At 46.5% G+C, this 21,948-nt stretch carries 19 protein-coding genes; 10 read left to right on the top strand and 9 right to left on the bottom strand.

Features of this window, described 5'->3' with window-relative positions; genetic code table 11:
* Positions 1-246: 246 nt before the first annotated feature.
* The 6 genes from iscB (at position 247) to PJF56_RS02095 (ending at position 11,491) form a co-directional block, all read left to right on the top strand.
* Entirely contained in the window at positions 247-1,707 is a 1,461-nt protein-coding gene (gene iscB, locus PJF56_RS02120; RefSeq protein WP_283760985.1) for an RNA-guided endonuclease IscB, read from the top strand.
* Between the two features lie 352 nt (positions 1,708-2,059).
* Complete coding sequence (locus PJF56_RS02115) at positions 2,060-3,760, top strand: ATP-binding protein (RefSeq protein WP_283760984.1); 1,701 nt, start codon at positions 2,060-2,062, stop codon at positions 3,758-3,760.
* Positions 3,761-3,878: 118 nt separating this feature from the next.
* The gene (locus PJF56_RS02110; RefSeq protein WP_283760983.1) at positions 3,879-4,436 is read left to right on the top strand and encodes a Uma2 family endonuclease; all 558 of its coding nucleotides are present in this window, start codon (positions 3,879-3,881) and stop codon (positions 4,434-4,436) included.
* Between the two features lie 227 nt (positions 4,437-4,663).
* Positions 4,664-4,873 (top strand): hypothetical protein, encoded by a 210-nt coding sequence (locus PJF56_RS02105; protein WP_283760982.1) that lies wholly within the window; start codon positions 4,664-4,666, stop codon positions 4,871-4,873.
* 127 nt (positions 4,874-5,000) lie between these two features.
* A complete protein-coding gene (locus PJF56_RS02100; protein ID WP_283760981.1) occupies positions 5,001-6,404 on the top strand; it encodes a P-loop NTPase fold protein in 1,404 nt (467 codons plus the stop codon).
* Positions 6,362-11,491, top strand: a complete 5,130-nt coding sequence (locus PJF56_RS02095; protein WP_283760980.1) for an nSTAND1 domain-containing NTPase — start codon at positions 6,362-6,364, stop codon at positions 11,489-11,491. Before PJF56_RS02100 ends, PJF56_RS02095 begins: the two co-directional genes overlap by 43 nt.
* A gap of 34 nt (positions 11,492-11,525) precedes the next feature.
* Here PJF56_RS02095 and PJF56_RS02090 read toward each other — a convergent pair whose 3' ends face one another.
* The 5 genes from PJF56_RS02090 to PJF56_RS02070 form a co-directional block, all read right to left on the bottom strand.
* A complete protein-coding gene (locus tag PJF56_RS02090; RefSeq protein ID WP_283760979.1) occupies positions 11,526-12,380 on the bottom strand; it encodes a metal ABC transporter permease in 855 nt (284 codons plus the stop codon).
* A gap of 13 nt (positions 12,381-12,393) precedes the next feature.
* Positions 12,394-13,182 carry a metal ABC transporter ATP-binding protein gene (locus PJF56_RS02085; protein WP_283760978.1) on the bottom strand — a complete coding sequence of 263 codons (789 nt, stop codon included), beginning with the start codon at positions 13,180-13,182 and terminating at the stop codon, positions 12,394-12,396.
* A gap of 121 nt (positions 13,183-13,303) precedes the next feature.
* Positions 13,304-13,723, bottom strand: coding sequence for a secondary thiamine-phosphate synthase enzyme YjbQ (locus tag PJF56_RS02080; RefSeq protein ID WP_283760977.1), 420 nt, complete (start codon positions 13,721-13,723; stop codon positions 13,304-13,306).
* 23 nt (positions 13,724-13,746) lie between these two features.
* Complete coding sequence (locus tag PJF56_RS02075) at positions 13,747-14,832, bottom strand: hypothetical protein (RefSeq protein WP_283760976.1); 1,086 nt, start codon at positions 14,830-14,832, stop codon at positions 13,747-13,749.
* A 51-nt stretch (positions 14,833-14,883) separates the two neighbouring features.
* A complete protein-coding gene (locus tag PJF56_RS02070; RefSeq protein ID WP_283760975.1) occupies positions 14,884-15,372 on the bottom strand; it encodes a universal stress protein in 489 nt (162 codons plus the stop codon).
* A gap of 139 nt (positions 15,373-15,511) precedes the next feature.
* Between PJF56_RS02070 and PJF56_RS02065 the strand changes: the two genes are divergently transcribed.
* Positions 15,512-16,492 carry a GUN4 domain-containing protein gene (locus PJF56_RS02065; RefSeq protein WP_283760974.1) on the top strand — a complete coding sequence of 327 codons (981 nt, stop codon included), beginning with the start codon at positions 15,512-15,514 and terminating at the stop codon, positions 16,490-16,492.
* 203 nt (positions 16,493-16,695) lie between these two features.
* Here PJF56_RS02065 and PJF56_RS02060 read toward each other — a convergent pair whose 3' ends face one another.
* Entirely contained in the window at positions 16,696-17,259 is a 564-nt protein-coding gene (locus tag PJF56_RS02060; RefSeq protein ID WP_283760973.1) for a Uma2 family endonuclease, read from the bottom strand.
* A gap of 153 nt (positions 17,260-17,412) precedes the next feature.
* On the opposite strand from PJF56_RS02060, the gene PJF56_RS02055 reads away from it, so the two are divergent.
* Together PJF56_RS02055 and PJF56_RS02050 are read left to right on the top strand one after the other, a co-directional pair.
* The gene (locus PJF56_RS02055) at positions 17,413-18,963 is read left to right on the top strand and encodes an NAD(P)H-quinone oxidoreductase subunit N (protein WP_283760972.1); all 1,551 of its coding nucleotides are present in this window, start codon (positions 17,413-17,415) and stop codon (positions 18,961-18,963) included.
* Between the two features lie 116 nt (positions 18,964-19,079).
* Positions 19,080-19,454: a SpoIIAA family protein gene (locus tag PJF56_RS02050; RefSeq protein ID WP_283760971.1), complete on the top strand. Its 375-nt coding sequence runs from the start codon at positions 19,080-19,082 to the stop codon at positions 19,452-19,454.
* A gap of 66 nt (positions 19,455-19,520) precedes the next feature.
* Here PJF56_RS02050 and PJF56_RS02045 read toward each other — a convergent pair whose 3' ends face one another.
* Positions 19,521-20,501: an aldo/keto reductase gene (locus PJF56_RS02045; RefSeq protein WP_283760970.1), complete on the bottom strand. Its 981-nt coding sequence runs from the start codon at positions 20,499-20,501 to the stop codon at positions 19,521-19,523.
* A 16-nt stretch (positions 20,502-20,517) separates the two neighbouring features.
* Complete coding sequence (locus PJF56_RS02040; RefSeq protein WP_283760969.1) at positions 20,518-20,973, bottom strand: VOC family protein; 456 nt, start codon at positions 20,971-20,973, stop codon at positions 20,518-20,520.
* 39 nt (positions 20,974-21,012) lie between these two features.
* On the opposite strand from PJF56_RS02040, the gene PJF56_RS02035 reads away from it, so the two are divergent.
* On the top strand, positions 21,013-21,447 hold the full coding sequence (locus PJF56_RS02035) for a molybdenum cofactor biosynthesis protein MoaE (protein WP_283760968.1): 435 nt from the start codon (positions 21,013-21,015) through the stop codon (positions 21,445-21,447).
* 18 nt (positions 21,448-21,465) lie between these two features.
* Here the strand turns inward: PJF56_RS02035 and PJF56_RS02030 are convergent, their stop codons facing one another.
* A complete protein-coding gene (locus tag PJF56_RS02030) occupies positions 21,466-21,873 on the bottom strand; it encodes a hypothetical protein (protein WP_283760967.1) in 408 nt (135 codons plus the stop codon).
* Positions 21,874-21,948 lie beyond the last annotated feature (75 nt).

Here is a 21,948-nt window from a genome sequence, read left to right as displayed (position 1 = left end):
GTCAGCACCCCGCTCTAAAGAGACGGCGGCTCACTGCCTCGTTAATTTAGGTAGCTGACCCGCCTAAGCCCCTAAAGGGCTACGTTGCATTTAAGAGCCAAAGTTCTCACCTTGGAATGCCTCGCCAGTTCCGAGCTTCTGAAACCAAATAGTTAAAAGTTTACGAGGGGTAAAGCGGTGCTATTTGGAAGTGCCGAGATGCAACATTGGCAAGGCGAACATTACCCTAGAAATAGGAGTTTTTCAATGAATAACAATTCAGTCTTTGTACTGGATACTAATAGAAAACCCTGCAATTCAGTGCATCCGGCTGTTGCTAGAAAGGTATTAAAGCAAGGGAAAGCAGCAGTATTTCGCAGGTATCCGTTTACGATTATTTTGAAGGAGGAATTAACTTCGGAACCCAAGGAATTAAAAATAAAGATTGACCCTGGTGCTAAGACTACTGGTTTAGCAATAGTTTCTGAAACTAATATCGTTTGGTGCGCTGAGTTAGAGCATCGCGGGCTTCAGATTCGGGAGAAATTAAATGACCGTCGGACGTTAAGAAGGTCAAGACGTAACCGCAAGACCCGTTACCGTAAGCCACGCTTCCTCAATCGCCGCCGCTCCAAAGGATGGTTGCCTCCATCGTTAATGTCCAGAGTTTATAACATCGAATCTTGGGTTAAAAAGCTATGTCGATTAGCTCCAATTTCTGCTATCAGTATGGAATTAGTTAGGTTTGATAGTCAGAAAATGGTCAACCCAGAAATTAATGGAACTGAATACCAGAAAGGTGAACTATTTGGCTACGAGGTCAGGGAATATTTGCTTGAGAAATTTAACAGAACTTGCGTTTATTGCCATACTAAAGAAGGGCATTTTAATCTCGACCACTTTCATCCAAAATCGAAAGGGGGGAGCGATAGAGTTTCCAATTTAGTCTTAAGTTGTGTAAAGTGTAATCAGAAAAAAGACAATCAATTACCTGCTGATTTTCTATCAGATAGACCTAATTTATTAGCAATAATTGAGAAACAACGAAAACAACCTTTGGCTGACGCTGCCGCTGTTAATGCGACTCGTTGGAAACTCAAGGAAATTCTCGAAGCTACCGGACTACCAGTTGAGATTGGTTCTGGAGGATTAACTAAATTTAATCGCAAGCGTTTGGGAATCAGCAAATCTCATTGGACTGATGCAGCCTGCGTGGGCCTGTCAACTCCTAACAGCTTAAATGTTAAAGGTTATCAACCCTTGCTAATCAAAGCTATGGGTAGAGGTACTCGTCAGATGGTTAATTCTGATAAGTACGGTTTTCCTGGATGCGCACCTAAATTAAGACAGAAATCCTTCTTTGGTTTTCAGACTGGAGACATGGTTAAAGCTGTTGTAACTAAAGGAAAGAAAATCGGCACTTATCTCGGTCGAGTTGCTGTTAGAAAAACTGGCAGTTTTAATATCAAAACTAAAACTGAACTTGTCCAGGGTATTAGTCATAAATATTGCGAACATACTCATAAATCTGATGGTTTTAATTATGGATTTGGAGAATGGGTTAAGCAAAAAGTCAAGGTTGTTAAACCCACAATTAATAAACCAATAACTCCAACTCAACTTAACCTCTTTAATACTACTGAGTTTTCCACTCAAACAATCAAAACTAAAATCAAACGTACTCGTAAATCTAAAGGAACAGAAGGAGAGCAACTAAGTTTATTCTAAGATTCACGGCGGTTAAAACCGCCTGAGTCGAACTTCCTCCGCGTACTAAAGTAACCCGGCTTCCGTTCTCCCACTCTTTTTTTTCGTGAAAAAAACCGTAAAAGGGTTAAGATCGAATGAGAGATCTATGGATCAATGGCCAACAGAAAAGGGTTGAAACTAACTCCAATTCTTTAATCCATTGGGGAGGATTTCTAATCCACAAAGCCTAGTTACAGGGTACAATACGGTTCTACCAAAAGAAATCCGAAAATTCCGCAAACTTTTTTCCCAGGCAAGCCATTTCCTCAAAAGCGCCTCTCTTTTTTATCTTTTTTTAATCTTTTCGCAAACAATCCACCTAGGCTAGGCCATGACCCAGGTACAAGAATCCCCAGAATTCCCGCCCACCACTTCTGTCCAGATTATTGGTACAGTGAAAGGCCCAGGTGAAACGGGAAATCAATATGTGTTTATTACAACGAATAATCGCCAAGTCAAAATTGGAGAATTTGTTTATTATTCGTTGATTTCGGGGGATGAAACTCAGAAAATTCTCGGCAAAATCTCAAACATAAGTCTAATCGATCACTTTCCCGATCGCATCTTTGCCGACCCAGAAACCAGTCCAGAGGCGATCGCCGCCTTAGTGGGATTTACAGATAAAAATCCCGAACTCTACGAGGTCACCGTAGACGTGATTGGGTATTTTCACCCGAACTTAGGATTTCTTAACCCTCGCCAGTCCCCCGATCCGGGCGCAAAAGTGATGTTGGCGAGCGATCGCCTCTTACAGTCCGCGATCAACCGCAAACAGCAAGCAGAAATCGGTAGCGCCCACATGGGGTCAATTCTCCTGCGTCCCGGTGGCGATGTGCCCGTGGTTTTAGATGTGAAAGAATTAGTCAGTACCCACCTAGCCATTCTTGCGGGCACGGGTTCAGGAAAATCCTACACGGCTGGGGTACTGATCGAAGAATTTCTCGCCCCCCACAACCGCGCCCCGGTCTTAATTTTCGACCCCCACGGAGAGTATGGAACCTTAGCCGACTTACAAGGGCATTCCGCTTTTCGGGGTGAAGATGGTTATTATCCCCAAGTGAAAATTCTGCTGCCCGAAGACGTGCATATTCGCTTGTCGTCCTTGGACTACTACGATATTTTGATGCTGTTACCGACAATGAGCGATCGCCAACAGTCCATCCTCAGCAAAGCCTTTAACATCCTCAAAAGACACAAAAACTCCGAATATCGCTGGGATGTGCAAGATCTCATTGCCGCCGTCTATGAAGCCGATCGCCAAACTGACGACGAAGGCAACGAAAAAGTCGGCAGTTCAGCCCCTGCTCTAGAATGGAAACTCGAACGCTTAGAGCGATCGCCCCATTTCCACGCCTACAAACACCTCACCCCCCAAAACCTCTTTGAACCCGGCCAAGTCACCGTTCTACAAATGAACGAAATACCCCAAGAAGAACAACAAGTCATCTGTGCCGCCCTTTTGCGCCAAAGCTATCAAGCGCGGATGAACACCCAAAAACAAAAACTTCTCCCCGGCGATGACAACTATCTTCCCTTTCCCGTCTTCATTCTCCTCGAAGAAGCCCATCGCTTCGCCCCCGCTCACGAACCCTCCCGGTGTAAAGCCATGCTGCGAACCATCCTCAGCGAAGGGCGTAAATTTGGCCTCGGAGTCGGTCTGATCACCCAGCGCCCCGGAAAACTCGACTCCGATGTACTCTCCCAATGCATGAGCCAATTTCTACTCCGCATCATCAACCCCGTAGACCAAGATAGCCTCAAACACGGCGTAGAAGCAGCCGGACGAGACCTGCTCAACGAACTCCCCGCCCTCACCAAAGGTCAAGCCATCATTGCTGGAGCTTGTGTCAATACTCCTGTCCTCTGTCGCATCCGTCAACGGCTCACCCGTCACGGAGGCGACACCCTCAACGCCCCCGAACTCTGGCAACATTACTTTCAAAAAGATCAACAGCAACAACGGCAAGCCAGCGCCGCCCCGCCAGCAAAACGAGAAGCCCCCCAAGTCTTCAATGGTCGCAGTATTGATTAAGGTATCGCGATCGGTTTTTAGGTAAGATTTCAAGACTCTGTTCAATGCCCTCCAGGGTCTAGAGTCCTGAGAGCGTTAATATGAGAGGAAACAAGCAAACCAATGCGATCGCGCTACCATGACCCTAGCCATTAAACCCATTACCGATGCAGCATTAATGCAACTCAGTTCCCAAAATCCCGAACTGAGATTTGAACGCAATGCCGATGGAACTTTAATCACAATGCCACCAACTGGAAAAATTTCGGGTAATCGAGAACTAAAAGCAGGTGCCTATTTATTCGCCTTTGCAGACTCTAATGAGTTGGGAGAAGTTTTTAGTTCGAGTACAGGTTTTATACTTCCTAACGGTGCGTTATACTCTCCTGATGCTGCTTTTATTGCCCAAGAACGTCTACCAGAGGGGTGGGATACTGGAGAAGACGAATTTTGCGATATAGTTCCTGATTTTGTCATTGAAATTCGTTCTAAGACGGATAGTTTAACTAAGTTAAAAGGAAAGATGGCAGAATATATCGACAATGGGGTGAAATTAGGATGGTTAATCGATCGCATCAATCGTCGTGCTTTTGTTTATCGTGCTGATGGTTCGATTACCCAATATCCAGAGAATGCAATGTTAGAAGGAGAAGATGTGATTCCCGGTTTTACCGTCGCTTTGCAAAAATTGTTGTAGTTGTAGTAGGGCTGCGTTGACACTCCCCTGGCTGAATGAATGGGTTCTAATGACAATATCCTGAACTTTTACACCAGATGGATCGTCTATAGGAGTATAGAGACAACAACCCGCACCCGGTCTTCCTGAAGTCTGTGAGGATGGGATGAATAGTCAATTAGGTCATGCTGAATGTACCTGAGTTTCTATAGAACTCCCCGATCGATGGGGTGAAGGAGAAGGTTATCATGTGGAATCATCGTAAAATTGCACCGATCGCGATCGTATTCTGTTTAGGGGTTAGTTCTCTGTATGGCGATCGCCTCTCATCTGAACAACCCTTAGATTCATTTTGGACTTCAGATCCAAGTCACCCAAATCTAATACAACCCTTAGTCACTCCAGAAGCCAGAGATCAACGAGGCGGCCGGGGAGATTGTACCTGGTTAGGATGCTAGTATCAATTAACAATTTTCATGTCGGCGACAGCCGAAACAATGGGTCTTGACTGGGGGCCCAATGTTCCCATTCCCCATTCCCTATTCCCTATTCCCCATTCCCTAGCGCGTAGCGCTACACGAACTTATGACCATAGATTTAGGGCAATTTTACCAAGCCTGTAATCCATCCACACCCTTAGACCTAGGCGATCCTGACAATCGTCGTTATTATATTGATTTTTCTTCTGTGCGGGGGGGCAAAATCGTCAAAGCCTTGGGTCGTACCATCATCACCCTATCCCCCGATCGCCCCACCTGCCAACTGTTCACCGGCCATATTGGCTGCGGAAAATCCACCGAACTCTTGCGCTTAAAAGCCTTGCTAGAGCAAGAAAACTTTGAGGTCGTCTACTTTGAGTCCTCAGAAGACCTAGATATGGGCGATATTGACATTACCGATATTTTATTGGCGATCGCCCGTCAAGTCAGCGAACAGTTACAGCAGCACTCCATCCAACTGCAACCGCGCACCTTCAAAACCCTACTCAAAGATGCCGTAGACTTTCTACAAACCCCCATCGATTTTAATGCCGAAGCCTCCATTCCCGGAGTCGGAGACCTCAGCGCCAACAGTAGCGGCGAAATGGAATTCTCCCTTCCCCTCGGTATCGCCAAAATTACCGCCAAAACCAAAGAAAGCCAAAAACTGCGCCATCGTCTTCGCAACTATCTCGAACCCCGCACCGCCAGTATTTTAGAAGCCATTAACCGAGAACTCCTGCAAGTAGCCACTGAACAACTCAAGCAGCAAGGGAAAAAAGGATTAGTCGTCATTATCGATAACCTCGACCGAGTACACAATCAAGCCGGGCCCACCGGACGACTCTTACCCGAATACCTCTTTATTGACCGGGGAGCGCAACTGCGTCAACTCAACTGCCATCTCGTCTATACCATTCCCCTCTCCCTGATTTTTTCCAGTGAATGCGAAACCCTCAAAAATAGACTTGGAGGAGGCATTACCCCCAAAGTCTTACCCATGGTTCCAGTAAAAACCCGCAGCAGCCAACCCTTTCCCCAGGGAATGGAACTCCTGCACCATATGGTCTTAACCCGTGCCTTTCCAGAGCAAACCTTAGAAGAGCAAAAATCCCACATTTTAGACCTCTTTGACCACCCCCATACCTTAGACCGCCTCTGTGAAGTCAGTGGGGGTCACATGCGAAACCTACTCGGAATGCTCTTTAGTTGTTTGCAACAAGAAGACCCACCCTTTTCCCGCGATATACTAGAGGCAGTGATTCGAGACCGTCGAGATTATTTAACCACCTCCATTAAAGATGAAGAATGGGAACTCTTGTATCGCGTGGTCAATAACCAAAGCGTACAGGGAGACCTAGAATACTTGACCCTGTTACGCAGTATGTTTGTCTTTGAATATCGAGATGCAGATGGCTCTTGGTTTGCGCTCAATCCCGCCCTATGCGAGCATCAAAAGTTCAAGCAATGGTTAACACAGAACAACACTGGCAAGATTGCGACTTCATAGACAATGAACCGGCCCTGCAACAGTTGGCGCGAGCCATTACCCTGTCTCAAGGGCAATTTTCCTTAATTTTGGTACGCTGTAACTATGGACACCTGCGAGAGTATCTGTTGAAGCGGTTATCTGAAGTCTTAAAGGAGCGATCGCCCGATTTTCCAGCCTTTCGACAGTTGCAGTTATCCCCCCATGTTACCCATCTCTATCACAGCGTTAAAGCCGATTTAGCCCTAACTGAAACCCAACCCTCTGCACTCTTGGTTGTAGGTCTAGAATCCGTCATTAACTTAGAAGATATCTTAACCTCCACCAACGTTATCCGGGATGAATTTCGCAAACAGCTTAATTGTCCCTTAGTTTTGTGGGTTAACGATCGCCTCTTATATCAATTTTTGCAGCTTGCCCCCGATTTTGCCAATTTCGCCGCCAATCCCATCTCCTTCGATCTCACCACCCAAGCCCTCTCAACCCTGATTATCCAGAAAGCACAAACCTTACTCGACAATCTCTTAAGTCGCGAGCATAAAAAACTGCTAGGGTTTCCCCTGTCGTTTATTTCTCCCCAACGGGGAGGATGCGGTCAACATCGCCAGGAGTTAGAATTAGCCCTTTCCACCCTAGAACGCCGAGAAGCCGTTTTTGATCCAGGTTTAGAAGCCAGGGTAGCGATTCTGTTAGGTCATGACCGACTGATGCAAGGTCAGATTGAAGCTGCGATCGGCTATTATCAAACTGCCTTAAATTATGAACAACACTTATCCTCTAGCCCCAATTTAGAGCATCAAGGTTTACTGCTGTTTTACCTGGGACTCTGTTACTTCTATCCCGCCCAAGAAACCCCCGAACAGAAACACTTATGGGAACAATCTTGGTATTATTTCCATCAGGCTATACAGTGCTTTCAAGACGCTGGACGGCAAGATTTAATGGCACAAATTACCGGACAAGTTAGTGATGTCTTGCAACATTTAAAAGCCTGGGAAACCCTTTTAGAGTTTACCCAAACCGCCCTCGATTTACATCAGCAGTATGGCTTACCCGTGCAGTTAGCCCTTGATTATGGATTTTTAGGAAAATTCGCTTTAGAACAGGAAGAATGGGAAACAGCTCGCGAGCGATTAGAGCAGTGTTTAGAAATCCTATACTCTGTAGCAGACCCCACTGTGGACAAGAGCTTGCAGCCTTTACCCCAGGGATTATATCCTCTGCTCTGGTCTCAGTTATTTCAATTACAATTCGTCCAATGCTTGCGCCATCTGAACCAGTATGAACAGGCGAATCAGAGATTAAATGAAGCAAAGCAGAAGCTAGAACGTGCTATTACCCAAAGCAATTCTCGCCATGACCCCCACCGGTATTTACGCTTATTAGAAGGAGTGCGATCGCTCTATTTCCACGAACACTGTTATCGAGAAGCCTTTTTACTCAAACAAGAACAGCGTGCCGTCCAATCCCAGTATGGATTACGTCCCTTTGTCGGTGCAGCCCAATTAAGACCCACTCAACAAGCCTTAAATCCCCTCCTTGCCAATCCGATAGAAACCGATACACAGGTGGGGGGAGTCGCCGAAGCTATCTCCACCTCGAACCGTCAAAATGATGTCCAAAACCTGCTGTATCGCATTAGCCGTTCCGATTATAAAATCACTGTAATTCATGGCCCCTCTGGAGTCGGAAAAAGTTCCATTGTGAACGCCGGATTAGTCCCTACCCTCCATCGAAAAACCCTCGGCGATCAAATTCCAATTCCGGTAGTGATGCGGGTGTATTCAGATTGGGGAGTGAACTTGGGCAAAGCCTTAAAAGAATCCTTGAAACACTTTCAATTTAGCCATACTCACCTCTCAGATTACACCCCAGACCTCTATCTGCAAACCTTCGATCAAATTGCCGATCAAAATGGGTTAACGGTACTCATCTTTGACCAATTTGAAGAGTTTTTCTTTGTTTGTAACGATCCTGAAAAACGACAAGAGTTTTATGGCTTTTTAGAAGAGTGTCTCCATCAATCAGGACTAAAAATCATTATTTCGATTAGAGAAGATTACTTACATCATCTGCTAGAAATTGAACGCCATCTTTCCCTGGAGGCGATCGCCTGTAATTTACTCGATAAAAGCAATCGCTATGCCTTGGGCAATTTCTCCAAAGCCCATACCTTTGAAGTGATTAAAAATTTGACCCGTCACACTCAATTTGAACTCGATGATGATTTAATTGAAGCCTTAGTCAATGATTTATCGGCGGGTACAAACGAAGTCCGACCGATTGAATTACAAATTGTCGGTTCTCAACTGCAAGACCTAAATATTACCACATTAGAACAATATCGTCAAGTCGAATCCAAACACAAATTAGTCCAGAACTTCTTAGACTCTGTAATTAAGGATTGTGGTCAAAAGAATGAGTATCACGCTCGCAAAATCGTTTACACTTTCATCGATGAAGACAGCAATCGTCCCCTAAAAACCCGGTCAGAAATTTTAGGGGAAATGGGTTCCGATCTCACTTTAGAAACCCTGACGCTAATTTTAGAAATTTTCTGCGGTTCGGGCTTAATTTACCTGATTCCCGAACAACCCGAACCCCGCTATCAGTTAATCCATGATTATCTGGTTGAGTTTATCCAAACCCAGAAAAAACAGTCCATTAATCAGGAGCGATCGCACCTTCAGAAACAAAATGCCCAAAACCAGAAACAAATCGACCAGTTACTTCATCAAAACTCAGAAATTTCTCAATTGGCTCAAGAGCGCTATGAACTGGTAGAAAATGACTTAGCTGATTATATTTCCAATCCTCAAAATCATGCTATTTCTGACTCTGAAGCCCTAGATCAAGAAAAACAACGGCTTTCAGAAGGACAATTTGTCCTCGATAAATTACGCAAAGAGAACAAGTTATTGAGATTATTAAAGCAAGCCAGAGAAAAAGAGAAAAAGAGCGAAAAACAGCGCAAGCTTATTTTGAATTCTCTATTAGTCGGTGCGGGTTGTTTTATTGTTGGGTTAACGGGATTTGCTTGGAATGGGGTGATTAATCAGATTAGAACCTTGGGCACGTCTTCCGAGGCCTTAGTGGGACTCAATAAGGAAATTGAAGGGTTAACCACGGGACTGAAAGCGGGACAACAAATCAAAATTACACCCTTTGTACCTCAATCGGTGTCCGAGACCATTGAGAAAACCTTATCCTATGCGGTTTATAAAATTAGCGAAGAAAATCGCTTACAGGGTCATAAAGATGGAGTTTATGCGGCCACATTTAGCCCCGATGGAAAAGTGATTGCTACCGCAGGGGAAGACAGCACAATTCGCGTTTGGGATGAAGAAGGAAAGCCTTGTTTTACGATTCCCGGTCATGAGGATGTAATTACCAGTTTGGCATTTCTGGAGAATGGAAAATGGTTAGCCTCTGGCAGTTGGGATCGTAGCGTTAAATTGTGGAATTTAGGCAAGTTTTCCGATTTAGGCAATGTAGCGAACTTAGAGCGGATTGAATATATAGAATTACAGGGCCATACTGACCAAATTATTGACCTAGCAGCAAATCTAGATGCACAGAATCCGTTAATTGCTTCAGCGAGTCGGGATAAAACGGTGAAACTCTGGCGTAAAGATGGCTCCGAGCTGGTGACTCTACCTCATGATTCTTCAGTTTTAAGTGTGGTCTTTTCTCCTGATGGTCAGTTGGTAGCAACGGCGAGTTTAGACCGTAAAATTCGCTTTTGGCGCTTGGATGGAACGCTTGTGAAAACCTTTGTGAGTGAGCAAGAAGTGTATAGTATGAGTTGGTCGTCAGAGGGACTTTTAGCGGTGGCTGGCCAGGTAATTGAAGGACAAACGGGCCAGAGAAAAGGAATGGTGAGTTTTTGGACTGAGGAGGGGTTAATTACTGAAATTGAAGCTCATGAGGATACAGTTTTAGATGTGCAATTTAGGGCCGATGGTCAACAGTTTGTGACGGCTAGTAAGGATAAGACGATTAAGATTTGGAGTGGGTTGGATGGGAGTTTGCAAAAAACTTTGATTGGTCATAGCCATTGGGTTCCCAAGGTGGGATTTAGTCCAGATGGGAGTCGTATTGTTTCGGCCAGTTTGGATAAGTCGGTGAAGGTGTGGCGCTTGAATAAGGCCCTGATGGAGGTCTGGGACGGGGGTGGGCCGCTCAATGGGGTGAATGTGAGTCCGAATGGGAGGCACATTTCCACTATCGGTGATAATGGCATGATTACGGTATGGCAGCCGGATGGGAAGGTGCGAAAGTCCTGGAAGGGTCATCAGGGACAGGTTTGGGGGGTGGCGTTTACCCCAGATAGCCAGCAGTTGGTGACCGCAGGGGACGATCGCCAAGTCAAAGTTTGGAACCTGAAAGGGGAGCTGCTGCAAACCCTGGAGGGTCATCGGGATGTGGTTCTCAGTGTGAGTGTGAGTCCTGATGGTAAAACGATTGCTTCTGGGAGTAAGGATTATACGGTGAAGTTATGGCGCAGAGATGGCACATTATTGAAAACGTTGGTTACGGATAGTTCTGCCATTAATTGGGTGAGTTTTAGCCCTGATGGTCAGCTCGTGGCTGCTGCCAGCGATGAGGGACGGGTGAAGCTCTGGCGCACGGATGGTACTCAGGTGGGCACTCTGCGCCATCGAGCGGGAGTTTGGGGGGTAACGTTTGCTCCTGATGGTCAGGCGATCGCCACTGCTAGTTATGATAGCCGAGTCAAACTCTGGAACCGCCAAGGGCAACTCTTGGTTGAACCCCTAGAACATCAGGGAAACACGGTTACCAGTGTTGTTTTTAGCCCAGATGGAGAACGATTAGCGTCCGCCAGCCATAACACCATTCGCCTCTGGCGCAAAGATGGAACCTTACTGCATCTGCTGACCGCAAGTTCCCACCGTTCGATTAATGGACTCAGTTTCACCTCTGATGGCAAAACCCTGATTTCTGTGGGGGGAGATGGACGGGTTACCCTATGGCATTTGGATCGGTTGGAACTTGACCAGTTGTTAGAAACCGGGTGTGAATGGTTACAAGGATATTTACAGAATAATCCCACGGGTCAACAAGAGAGAGTATCTCTGTGCGATTAAAATTATCGAAAAGCGCTGTAACTTGCGCTCCCCATTACCCATTACCCTTCTGCCGCGCGAAGCGCTGTAATTGGGACAGAGCGATCGCACTCAAGAACAATGCCAGTTGTACGATCACAATACTGGGGCCGGACGGGAGGTTAAATAGAGCCGAGAGAACAATGCCACCCAGAGCGCCGATCGCACCAACGACAGCAGAACCGATCGCATAAGTGGTGAAGTTGTGAGTCAGTAAGCGAGCGCAACATGCGGGAATGACGATAAAAGCGCTCACTAATAGGACTCCGATCGCCTTGATCGCAACGCCGACGACTAAGGAAAGGAGGACAATAAAGGCGGTGCGATGGGCCTGGACGGAGACACCACGGGCGATCGCCATCGGTTCATGAAGCGTAACCATCATCTGAGTTCGCACAGTTAAGCTAATAAATCCGACACAGATCGATAACAGAAGGGCACTAAGGATCAGATCGAAGTTTTGCAGGGCTAAAATATCACCAAACAGTAAGTTATTGATGCCCCCTTTGTATTGCCCAATCAGGCTGAGGGTAATAATTGCAAGGGCTAAGGATGAGGAATAAACAATATTGAGTAAAGCATCCGTCCACAGTTGGGTACGTTCTAGAAAAGTATTAACCACCAGGGCAAAAATAACGGCAAAAGGCAAAATCACAAATGATGGATTAAGTCCTAATAATAGCCCTAAACTTAATCCCAATAGGGCCGAGTGCCCTAGAGCATCACTAAAAAATGAGAGTTGCCGCAAAATGGTAAAGCTGCCCAAGAGTCCTCCCATAACTCCCATTAATACTCCTCCCATGAGCGCCCGTTGCATAAAGGCAAATTGGAAGAGTTCGATCGCCCGTGATAATTCCGTTTCTAATACCATAATCAATAATTTTTTACTCTGTACTCTTTGGGCAAGAGTGATGATGGTGATAGCGAGCAAAGGCAGAACCGTAAGCAGCAATGAGGTTTTCCGTGCTGAGGGTAGTTTCTGGTGTGCCTTGACAGAGCAAAGTCCGATTGAGACACAGGACGCGATCGCACTGTTTTCTCACCATCTCTAAATCATGGGAAATTTGTAAAATTGCCCAATGATATTCTTGTTTTAGGTCTTCGAGCAGTTGATAAAATTCCGCTTCTCCACTAATATCTAACCCCGCAGGGGCTTCATCTAGAATGAGTAGTTTTCGCGGCCGGGCGAGACAATAAGCTAACAAGACTCGTTTGGTTTCGCCGCCAGAAAGTTGGCTGATGGGTTTATTTTTTAAATGCCAGGCATCGACTCGCGAAAGGCTCTCTCGGACGGCTTGGCGGCGCTCTCGATAACCTGACCAGGGCCATTGAATACCCAATTTATCCCAACCTAAGCCTACCAGTTCGGCGACGGTTAGGGGAAGACGGCGATCGAAGAGAAAGTTTTGGGGTAAATAGGCAATTTGTTGGCGAATGTGTGCGGGTAGTTTGCCTTGAGAAGTTAGAGGTTTTCCTAATATGGAAATTTTGCCGGATTTCCGGGGTAAAATGCCTAAAATGGCTTGAATGAGGGTACTTTTTCCGGCTCCATTGGGGCCGATTAGGGCGGTATCTGTACCAGGGGACAAGGTAAAGGATACGTCTCGCACGACTCCGGGGGTGCGATCGCGATCGACAATTAAGCCTTCAACTTCCAATACGGGTTCGCTCAAGCTCAATCTCCTGTGTTCTGAGGCACTCTAGGTTTGGGGTTGGTTAGGGGATATGGGGCCAACCCAAGAGTGTTTCGGTAGAATGATTATCATTTTAGAGCAAAAGAGGAGAAAACACAAGCTAATTTCCACTAATATGAACCACCAGTTCTCGATGATGATTGCGACTGCGATGTTCCCATAGATAAATGCCTTGCCAAGTGCCTAAAAGTAAGCGCCCTTGATGAATGGGAATTTGTTCTGAGGTTTTGGTTAATACACTGCGGATATGGGCTGGCATATCATCCGGCCCTTCGGCATCATGAATATAGCTGATCCCATCTTCAGGAACTAATTTAGCAAAAAAATTAGCTAAATCGCGCAAAACATCGGGATCGGCATTTTCTTGAATGACTAAACTGGCGGAAGTGTGCCTCAAAAACAGGGTACATAATCCGGTTTGAATGCCGGATTCTTTGACCACTTGTTTAACTTGAGAGGTGATGGGGGAAAAGTTTTTGCCTGTGGTTTTGATCTGGAGTTGGGTTTGATAGTAAGTCATGGGCAAATGGGGAAAATCCTCAATTATTCATTATCCCTAAAATAGTTGATAATGGCTTGGGCGATCGCCTCACTGCCGTTTTTATCCAACCTTGAATCCGTTCTGGGAGGAGTGGGAGCTTGGTGCAAAAAGCCCCAATCTCCGCTAAAAAAGGCTTCTGGGCTAATAATCTGATGGTGGCCATAATCTTGTAATCCTGCCATTAAAACCGGGGTTTCGGCAAATCCATCTCGCGTTAAGGAAGCAACAGGAGTCCCTAAGCGCAAAGCTTCAGCAAAGGTACTATATCCGGGTTTGGAGATCAGGCGATCGCAAATCGGCATAAAATCGACGGGTCGATATTCATTTCCCCTCACTTGCATCAAATTGGGCAGATCCGGAGCCTGGGCATCGAAAGTGATAAATTGCCAATCGGGGAAGTCTTTCAGGGTATCATAGGGAATCGCTTGCAGACTCAGCCCCCCAAACGTTAATAAAATCGTCCGTTCTTGGGGAGACGAAATCTGTAACTGTTGGCGCAACTGCTCCGGAGTCCATCGGGGAATGCCTCCGGTTAACCCCACATCAACAATTTTTGGGAAGGCACTCATGGGTTCATGGATCGGCAGTCGAAACAGGCGATCGCACTGACGATAAGCACTGCTAATCCAATCCGCTATTTCCATAAATTCCCCTCCCCAAGGGCGATAAATAAAATCCCAGCCAAAATTTCCCATCATCCAACAGGGAAGACCAGCATTATGGGCAATGTCTACGGCTAAATGGGGTAAATCGGCCAACACCAAACCGACTCGATTTTGGCGAATAAAATTCACTTCTCCGGCAATAATTGAGCGTTCATTTTGGCGAATCTCTTTCAGTTTTTCTAAGGTGGGTTGTTTATCCATTTTCAGGCTATCGGATTGGATAACCCCCACATCAAACCCCCTGGGACGGTGGATAAAGTCACCGGGAATATAGGACTCCAGCAACCATCGGGGCACGGTGCTGACCAGAATCAGGAGGATTTCAGGTTGCCGTTGGGCGATCGCGGCGGCGACTGAAGCCATCCTCACCGCATGACCAAAGCCATGATTAGTAATCGCCATATACAAAGCCGGTCTAGACATGGAATTAATTAAAAATTAAAGGTGTGTGGGTAGAGAAAGGGAACGGGGGGTTCACGTTGGCTCGGATAGCAAGGGTTTTTCTTGGACGATGAACACAGAACAGGAAGCTCGATGAACCACATAGTTACTGACACTTCCTAAGAGTACCTCGGTGACTCCATGTCGTCCGCGACGACCCACCACAATTAAGTCCGCTCCCCAGGTTTTGGCCAGATCGCAGATCCAGCGTCCAGTATCGCCCATTTTCCATTCCCACTCACAAGAAACACCAGCCTGCGTAGCCCGATCGCAATAAGATGTGAGCCATTGACGAGTCTGTTCCGTTTCTTCTGCCATCTGTTCCTGTACGGCTTGGGAAAAGTTGGTTAAAGTGTGGCCATAGGGGCCAACATAGGTGAAGAGACCGCTCTCTTCTAAGGCGAGACGGTGAAAGAGCATCATTTGGGCAGAAAACTGTTGAGCTAGAGCGAACCCTTTCTCAAAAACGATTTCTGCTTGAATGGAGCGATCGAGGGCCACTAAAATCTTTTGATAAACCATGTTTCAATCAGCATTTAAAAAGCTTCATTTAAATGATGACACTCTTTCAGGTACAATACCAAGTATAAGCTACAAGAATTAACCGCTTACTTCTAGAAGCAGTGGAAAGGAAGCACGCAAAGAATTGAAGGAAGAACCAATGGCTAACCCGCAACTCCGTCTGATGATCCTGGCCTTTCCCCTTACAAGTTATGTTTTGATAGGACGGATCTTATTAGCGCTCATCGATTTGAGCGGTCACTTGAGTGTTAGGTTGTGGAATTGGGCGATCGGCGATCGGCAGCAGTATCCCTACTCGCTTAAGGATGACCGAGGGTTGATCTTAGGCTTTCCCCTCACGTTTCCCTTGCTCTTTCTGTTGGCTTTGAGTTCTTTGCTCTGGTGTACGGTTTTGGTACTGTTGAAGGTGTTCAAGCGTGAAAGTCTCTTGGAGCAGGTGCAAAAGGTGCTGCAAGATGAAGTGCTGTTAATGATTGCACTGCCGGCCGAATGTTGCCAATGGTTCCAAGGACTGCTAACGGACATTTTTGAGGGGATCGACCGGTTTATGGCTCCGGGAAAATCAGCCAAGTTATCTGAAGCCGTTCCTGCCACTGCTCCTGTGGCATCGGTTGAAGCACAAACTCCGCAAGCCCAAGCTTCTGTGGAGTCTTCTGCTACTCCAGTTTATCCGACGAACCCGGATGTGCCGTTACGTTCTGAAAGTGGTATTGATTATACTCGGTTGCGGGATTTGCTGGCGGATCGTAAGTGGCAAGAGAGTAATGAAGAAACCCTGGTTCTGATTTTGCGAGCCACTCGACGTGAAAGTGATGGTTGGTTAGATGCACTGAATTTGGATGAGCTTCCTTGTACGGAATTAGAAACGATTAATCAGCTTTGGGTGGCCTATAGTGGTGGACAGTTTGGTTTGAGCGTGCAATGTCAGGTGTATGAACAGGTGGGGGGAGATTATGGCCAGTTTTGCGATCGCATTGGCTGGCGAAAAGAGAGTCAATGGGCAAAACCAACAGATTTAAATTACACCGATAGTGCGCCGGAAGGTCACTTACCTTATCTGGGATCGGCGATCGGCTATTCCCTACTGATCCATAAACTCAAAACCTGCCAGATTGAATAGAAGCCGATTCTGAGGGTAGAAAACAGTTTTGAATTCCCAAAACCCTGTACAACAAGACTTTTGCCTTTTGCCGAGCGCGAAGCGCTGTATAATGCGGAAATATTACGTCGCCAGATGCATAGCTCAACTCAAAACAACCTATGGATGTTACCAACCTTGCTGCCTAGCTTAATTCTGGAGTCATATGATTAGCTTCCATGGTATTAATCCACTAACCAAGCAAACAATTGACCTACGGTTAACTGGAATGGGGAAGCAAATGAAGGAACTGAAATAACTTGTCCGGGTTGATCATAGCATTGGGGTTGCTGATGGGGTGCATAAGTAAATAGGGTTTCTTCCTGGGGATCGATTAACCAACCCATTTGTGTTCCATAGTCTAAACAGCGCAGAATTTTTTTGACGATCGCCGTTTGTCCTTGATCTGGAGAAACAATTTCGATCGCCCAATCTGGAGCAATTTCAAAGCTATTGGCAATCTTTCCATCTCTATCGCGAGGAATACGCTCCCAAACCACCACCGATATATCCGGCACAATGGATTTACCACCAAAGGTACAGCGCAATTCTGACCACGCTCGCCCAATTTTAGGGGGTTTCAGAGCCATATTAATGGCTGTAGCTAACTCAGTTTGAATCGTACTGTGTTTTCCTTGAGGCATGGGTTTTTCCAGAATCACCCCATCCATATATTCGCGAATCGGCCGAGTTTCCGGTTGTTGCAGAAACTGCTCTAGAGTTAAGGTTTCAGCACAGATCTGTACCATAACGAGAAATCGACTAACAATAATGTTCTCATGGTAGCGCTAAAGGTAGCAAACTTCAGGTCTAAACTCAATCAACCTATGGTGGGAGACGCGATCGCTATATAATGCGGAAATGTTACGTCGCCAGATGCATAGCTCAACTCAAAACAACCTATGGATGTTACCAACCTTGCTGCCCAGCTTAATGCTGGAGTCATAATACCAGAGGGAATCGTTATTCTAACCTTACTGGTCGTGCTGATTACAGACCTAATCGGTGGACGCAACGCCTCAAAATGGACTCCGTATATCGCGATCGCCGGATTACTCACCGCCGTTGTAGCTCTATTCCTGCAATGGGATAACCCCAACCCCGTCGCCTTCTTTGGCGGATTTAACAGTGATGCCCTCAGTATGGTTTTCCGGGGGGTAATTGCCCTCTCTGCGGCGCTCACCATCCTCATGTCCATCACCTACGTCCGAGAAACCGGAACCGCTTTAGGCGAATTTCTAATGATTCTGCTTACCGCTACCATTGGGGGGATGTTCCTCTCCGGAGCAGATGAATTAGTGATGATCTTCGTCTCCCTAGAAACCCTCAGTATTGCTTCCTACTTGCTGACGGGATACATGAAACGCGACCCCCGCTCCAATGAAGCCGCCCTAAAATATCTGTTAATTGGAGCCTCAAGTTCAGCCGTATTTCTCTATGGCAGTTCCTTGCTCTATGGCTTATCCGGTGGAGAAACCCAACTGGGGGAAATAGCCCAAAGCTTTAGCCAAAATCCCCAGAGTCCGGCGATCGGTCTCGTCATTTCCCTCGTCTTCATTATCGCCGGGATTGCCTTCAAAATCTCCGCCGTCCCCTTCCACCAATGGACACCCGACGTTTATGAAGGCTCCCCCACCCCCGTCGTTGCCTTTCTCTCCGTCGGCTCCAAAGCCGCAGGATTTGCCCTCGCCATTCGCCTACTCGTCACCGCTTTCCCCTCCGTCTCCGAGCAATGGCACTTTGTCTTTACCGCTCTTGCCATCTTCAGCCTCGTTCTAGGCAACGTCGTTGCCCTCGCCCAAACCAGCATGAAACGGCTCCTAGCCTACTCCTCCATCGCTCAAGCAGGTTTCGTCATGATTGGGTTCATCGCCGGAACCGAAGCCGGATATGCCAGCATGATCTTCTATCTCCTGGTTTACCTGTTCATGAACCTCGGCGGCTTCACCTGCGTGATCCTCTTCTCCCTGCGAACCGGAACCGACCAAATTAGCGAATATGCCGGTTTATACCAAAAAGACCCCTTACTCACCCTCGGATTAAGTCTGTGCCTCTTATCCCTCGGTGGCATTCCTCCCCTCGTCGGTTTCTTCGGCAAAATCTATCTCTTCTGGGCTGGTTGGCAAGCGGGCTTATATACCCTGGTCTTACTAGGATTAATTACCAGCGTCGTTTCCATCTACTACTATATCCGCGTCGTTAAAATGATGGTAGTTAAAGAACCCCATGAAATGTCGGAATCCGTGGAAAACTATCCCCCCATTCAATGGAATATTCCTGGCTTGCGTCCCTTGCAAGTGGGTTTAATTATCTCCCTGTTAGTCACTTCTCTGGGCGGCATTTTCTCCAATCCCTTGTTTACCCTAGCCAATGACGCGGTAATCAATACTCCCTTGTTGCAAGCTTCTACCCCTGCGGTTGAATCCATTGCCCAGTTAGACATAGCCGATTAGGAATTCACCCTACGATGATTGGCTTGAACCGCCTAGCCTCAGAGTTAGGCGGTTTTTCAATGCCTGGTTAAACTTGCTAAACTGGAAGGAGAATCCAGGATAGGAGGAACTTGCTGATGATTACCCTAATTTCTTTAGATTGCCCTTCAGTCGTTGCTATGACTATTGAGGGCAAAATTGAGCGCCAGGATATCGACCAAATTGGTCAAGAAATTGAACAGAAACTGCAACAACATCCTCGCCTACAAGCCTATGTAGAGGTTAAGCAATTCGGATGGATTACCCCAGATGCTCTGCTCGAAGACTTGAAAATTGGCTTTAATCATTTTCAGGATTTTGATAAAAAAGCTGTTGTCTGTGATGCCCGTTGGATTAAATCCTTGCTTCCCGTGGCGCGTCAACTATTTCCATCTTTAGAAGTCGCTTGTTTTTCTTGGGCAGAGCAGGAACAAGCCCGTTTGTGGATTGCCGGGAATCAGGGTAATGGGTAATGGGTAATGGGTAATGGGTAATGGGTAATCAGTCAACGGTTCAAAGGGACATGATTTTGCCCTGCTTCAACCGGTCTGAAAAATATTTTTCACCATTCCTTTTTTCAATCCCGCAGCCGCTCGATCTAAGGCATCCACTTCCCCAGAGTTTAACGACCAACCTAACGCGCCGATATTCTCCTGAGCTTGTCTCACTGTTTTAGCTCCAGGAATGGGAATTGTACCTTTGGCCATACACCAATTGAGAGCCACTTGAGAGGGCGTTTTTTGGCGAGTTTTAGCCACTGCTTGCAGACATGCTAAAACCGGTTTGACTTGGGGTAATAAGTCCCGAAATAATCCCTTACGCAGTCCTTGGGGTAATTGTCCAGATTCTGTATATTTTCCGGTTAATAGGCCTAATGCTAAGGGACTATAGGCAATCAGTTGGATGCCTAAATCATCACAGATGGCTTTAAGATTGAGTTGGGTGACGGGAGCGGTAGATAAGAGAGAATATTGGACTTGTAGGGTGAGAATGGGAACGCCTCTTTTTTGTAAGTGGTTGACCACTTTTTGTAATCGTTTGGGCCCGTAATTGGATAAGCCTACAGCTTTGACTTTTCCCTGTTGGTATAAGTCGGCTAATCCGTCTAAGAGGGCCCATTCTTGCCAAGGGGCATAATTCCCGGTAGACCAATGCATCTGTACTAAATCAATGGGCCGTTGGAAGCGTTGAGCCGAGGCTTCTGCGGCTTTGACCATAGAATTTCGGGTTAAACGCCAAGGATAGGGGGCCAGTTTTGTGGCCAGACAAAGACTATCGATATTGGCAGCGATACAACCTTGGGCAAATTGTCCGAGGAGTTTTTCACTTTGGCCATTGAGTTTACCGGTTCCATAGGAATCTCCGGTATCAAATAAGGTGATACCATTGCCGATGCAGAGATTAAAGACTTTTTGCAATTCTCGATCCATGGTGGGGTCGTATTGCCAGAGTAATCGATTGCCCCATGCCCAGGTTCCGCATCCCATTTTGGGTAAAGATAAGGTGGAAGTGGTTGCCATTTTTAAGGATAAACTATTACTGTTCTGAGGGGTGGGGATCGCAGCGAATTTCGACTAAAAAACCGTCGGGATCGTAGAAGTAAATCCCTCGTCCGGTGGGGCGACTGACGGGGCCATGATCGATCGCCACTTGATGATGCTGGAGGACAGCCACGGCGCGATCGAATTCTTCTGGGGCGATGTCAAAGGCGAGATGGTTGGCACGGGTAAATTGGGTTTTGGGATTGGGGTCTGGGGGGGATAGTTGGGGTTCCCAGAATAGGTCGATAATGATGCCGTCGGGGGTGCGAAAGTTGGCGACTTTTCCGGCAGCGACGAGGTTGATGAGGGTTTCGGGGACTCGATCGCCGGTGAGTTCTTCGAGTCCCAGAATGTTACCGTAGAAGTGCCGGGAAGTGTCCATATTTTTGACGTTGAGGGCGATATGATGGACGGTTTTGAGATGACCTTGGAGGAGGGCAGGGGAGTTCATAGTTAGTATATTAAAAGGATCAATGATGGTTAGGGTGTTATGTTAGAGCAGTTTAAGATTACTCGCGATCGCCTCTCGTTAGAGGAAGTGTATCATTTGGCTGAAGATCCGGGCAATGGGGCGATCGCCTTGATGAGCGGTATGGTTCGCAATCAAACCGAAGGTAAACCCGTCGTTGCCCTAGATTATCAAGCCTATGAACCCATGGCCTTAGAGATCTTTAAGCAAATTGCCAACCGCATCTATCAAGCCTATCCTACCGTAAATCGAGTGGTGATTCATCATCGGTTGGGATATTTAGAAATTGGTGAAGTGAGTGTGATTATTGCGGTGGGCAGTCCCCACCGTGCGGAAGCCTTTGCTGCTTGTCAGTATGCCATTGATGCGCTCAAAGCGGATGCACCCATCTGGAAGAGGGAAGGTTGGGCAGATGGGACACAAAGTTGGGTGAAACCTTCGGTAAGGCTCACATAGAGAGTTTATTTCTCTTCTTTAACCCGGTTTTTTGAATTTGCAAGAAATACTGGGAGGAATGCCTAATTTCATATCAATAACCAAATCTTGGAGGATGGAAATATACACCCCTTCGAGTTTCTCATGAACACTTTTAGCCATCAAGACCGCTTTTAGGGCTGCGACCAAAATTTTATTGTTCTCATTTTCGCTAATAATGCGATCGACGGTCTCATTGTTAATCCGATCGACAGAACCGATCAGAGTCGCGTTCAGTTCGGGTAAAATTCCGGCTTCAATATGAAAGGTCTCCAGACTTAAACCTAGCTCTTCGGCGATGGGAAGAAATTGGTTAAATTGATCGATAACTTCTTCAAGTTTTTCTTGAGCTGCGTCAGCCACTCCTGCCGCCTTGTCTTGGGCTTGATTTTTAATGCGGTCAAACATAACCTATTTCCTTGAAAATAAGATGATGTTTTTTGAATATCATGATCATCAAGCTCAGTCAAGAAAGAAATGTTT

The organism is Roseofilum halophilum BLCC-M91, assembly GCF_030068445.1.
Classification (GTDB): Bacteria; Cyanobacteriota; Cyanobacteriia; order Cyanobacteriales; family Desertifilaceae; genus Roseofilum; species Roseofilum halophilum.
The sequence above is the reverse complement of the archived record's forward strand: the minus strand, read 5'-3'. Positions and strand labels throughout refer to the sequence as shown.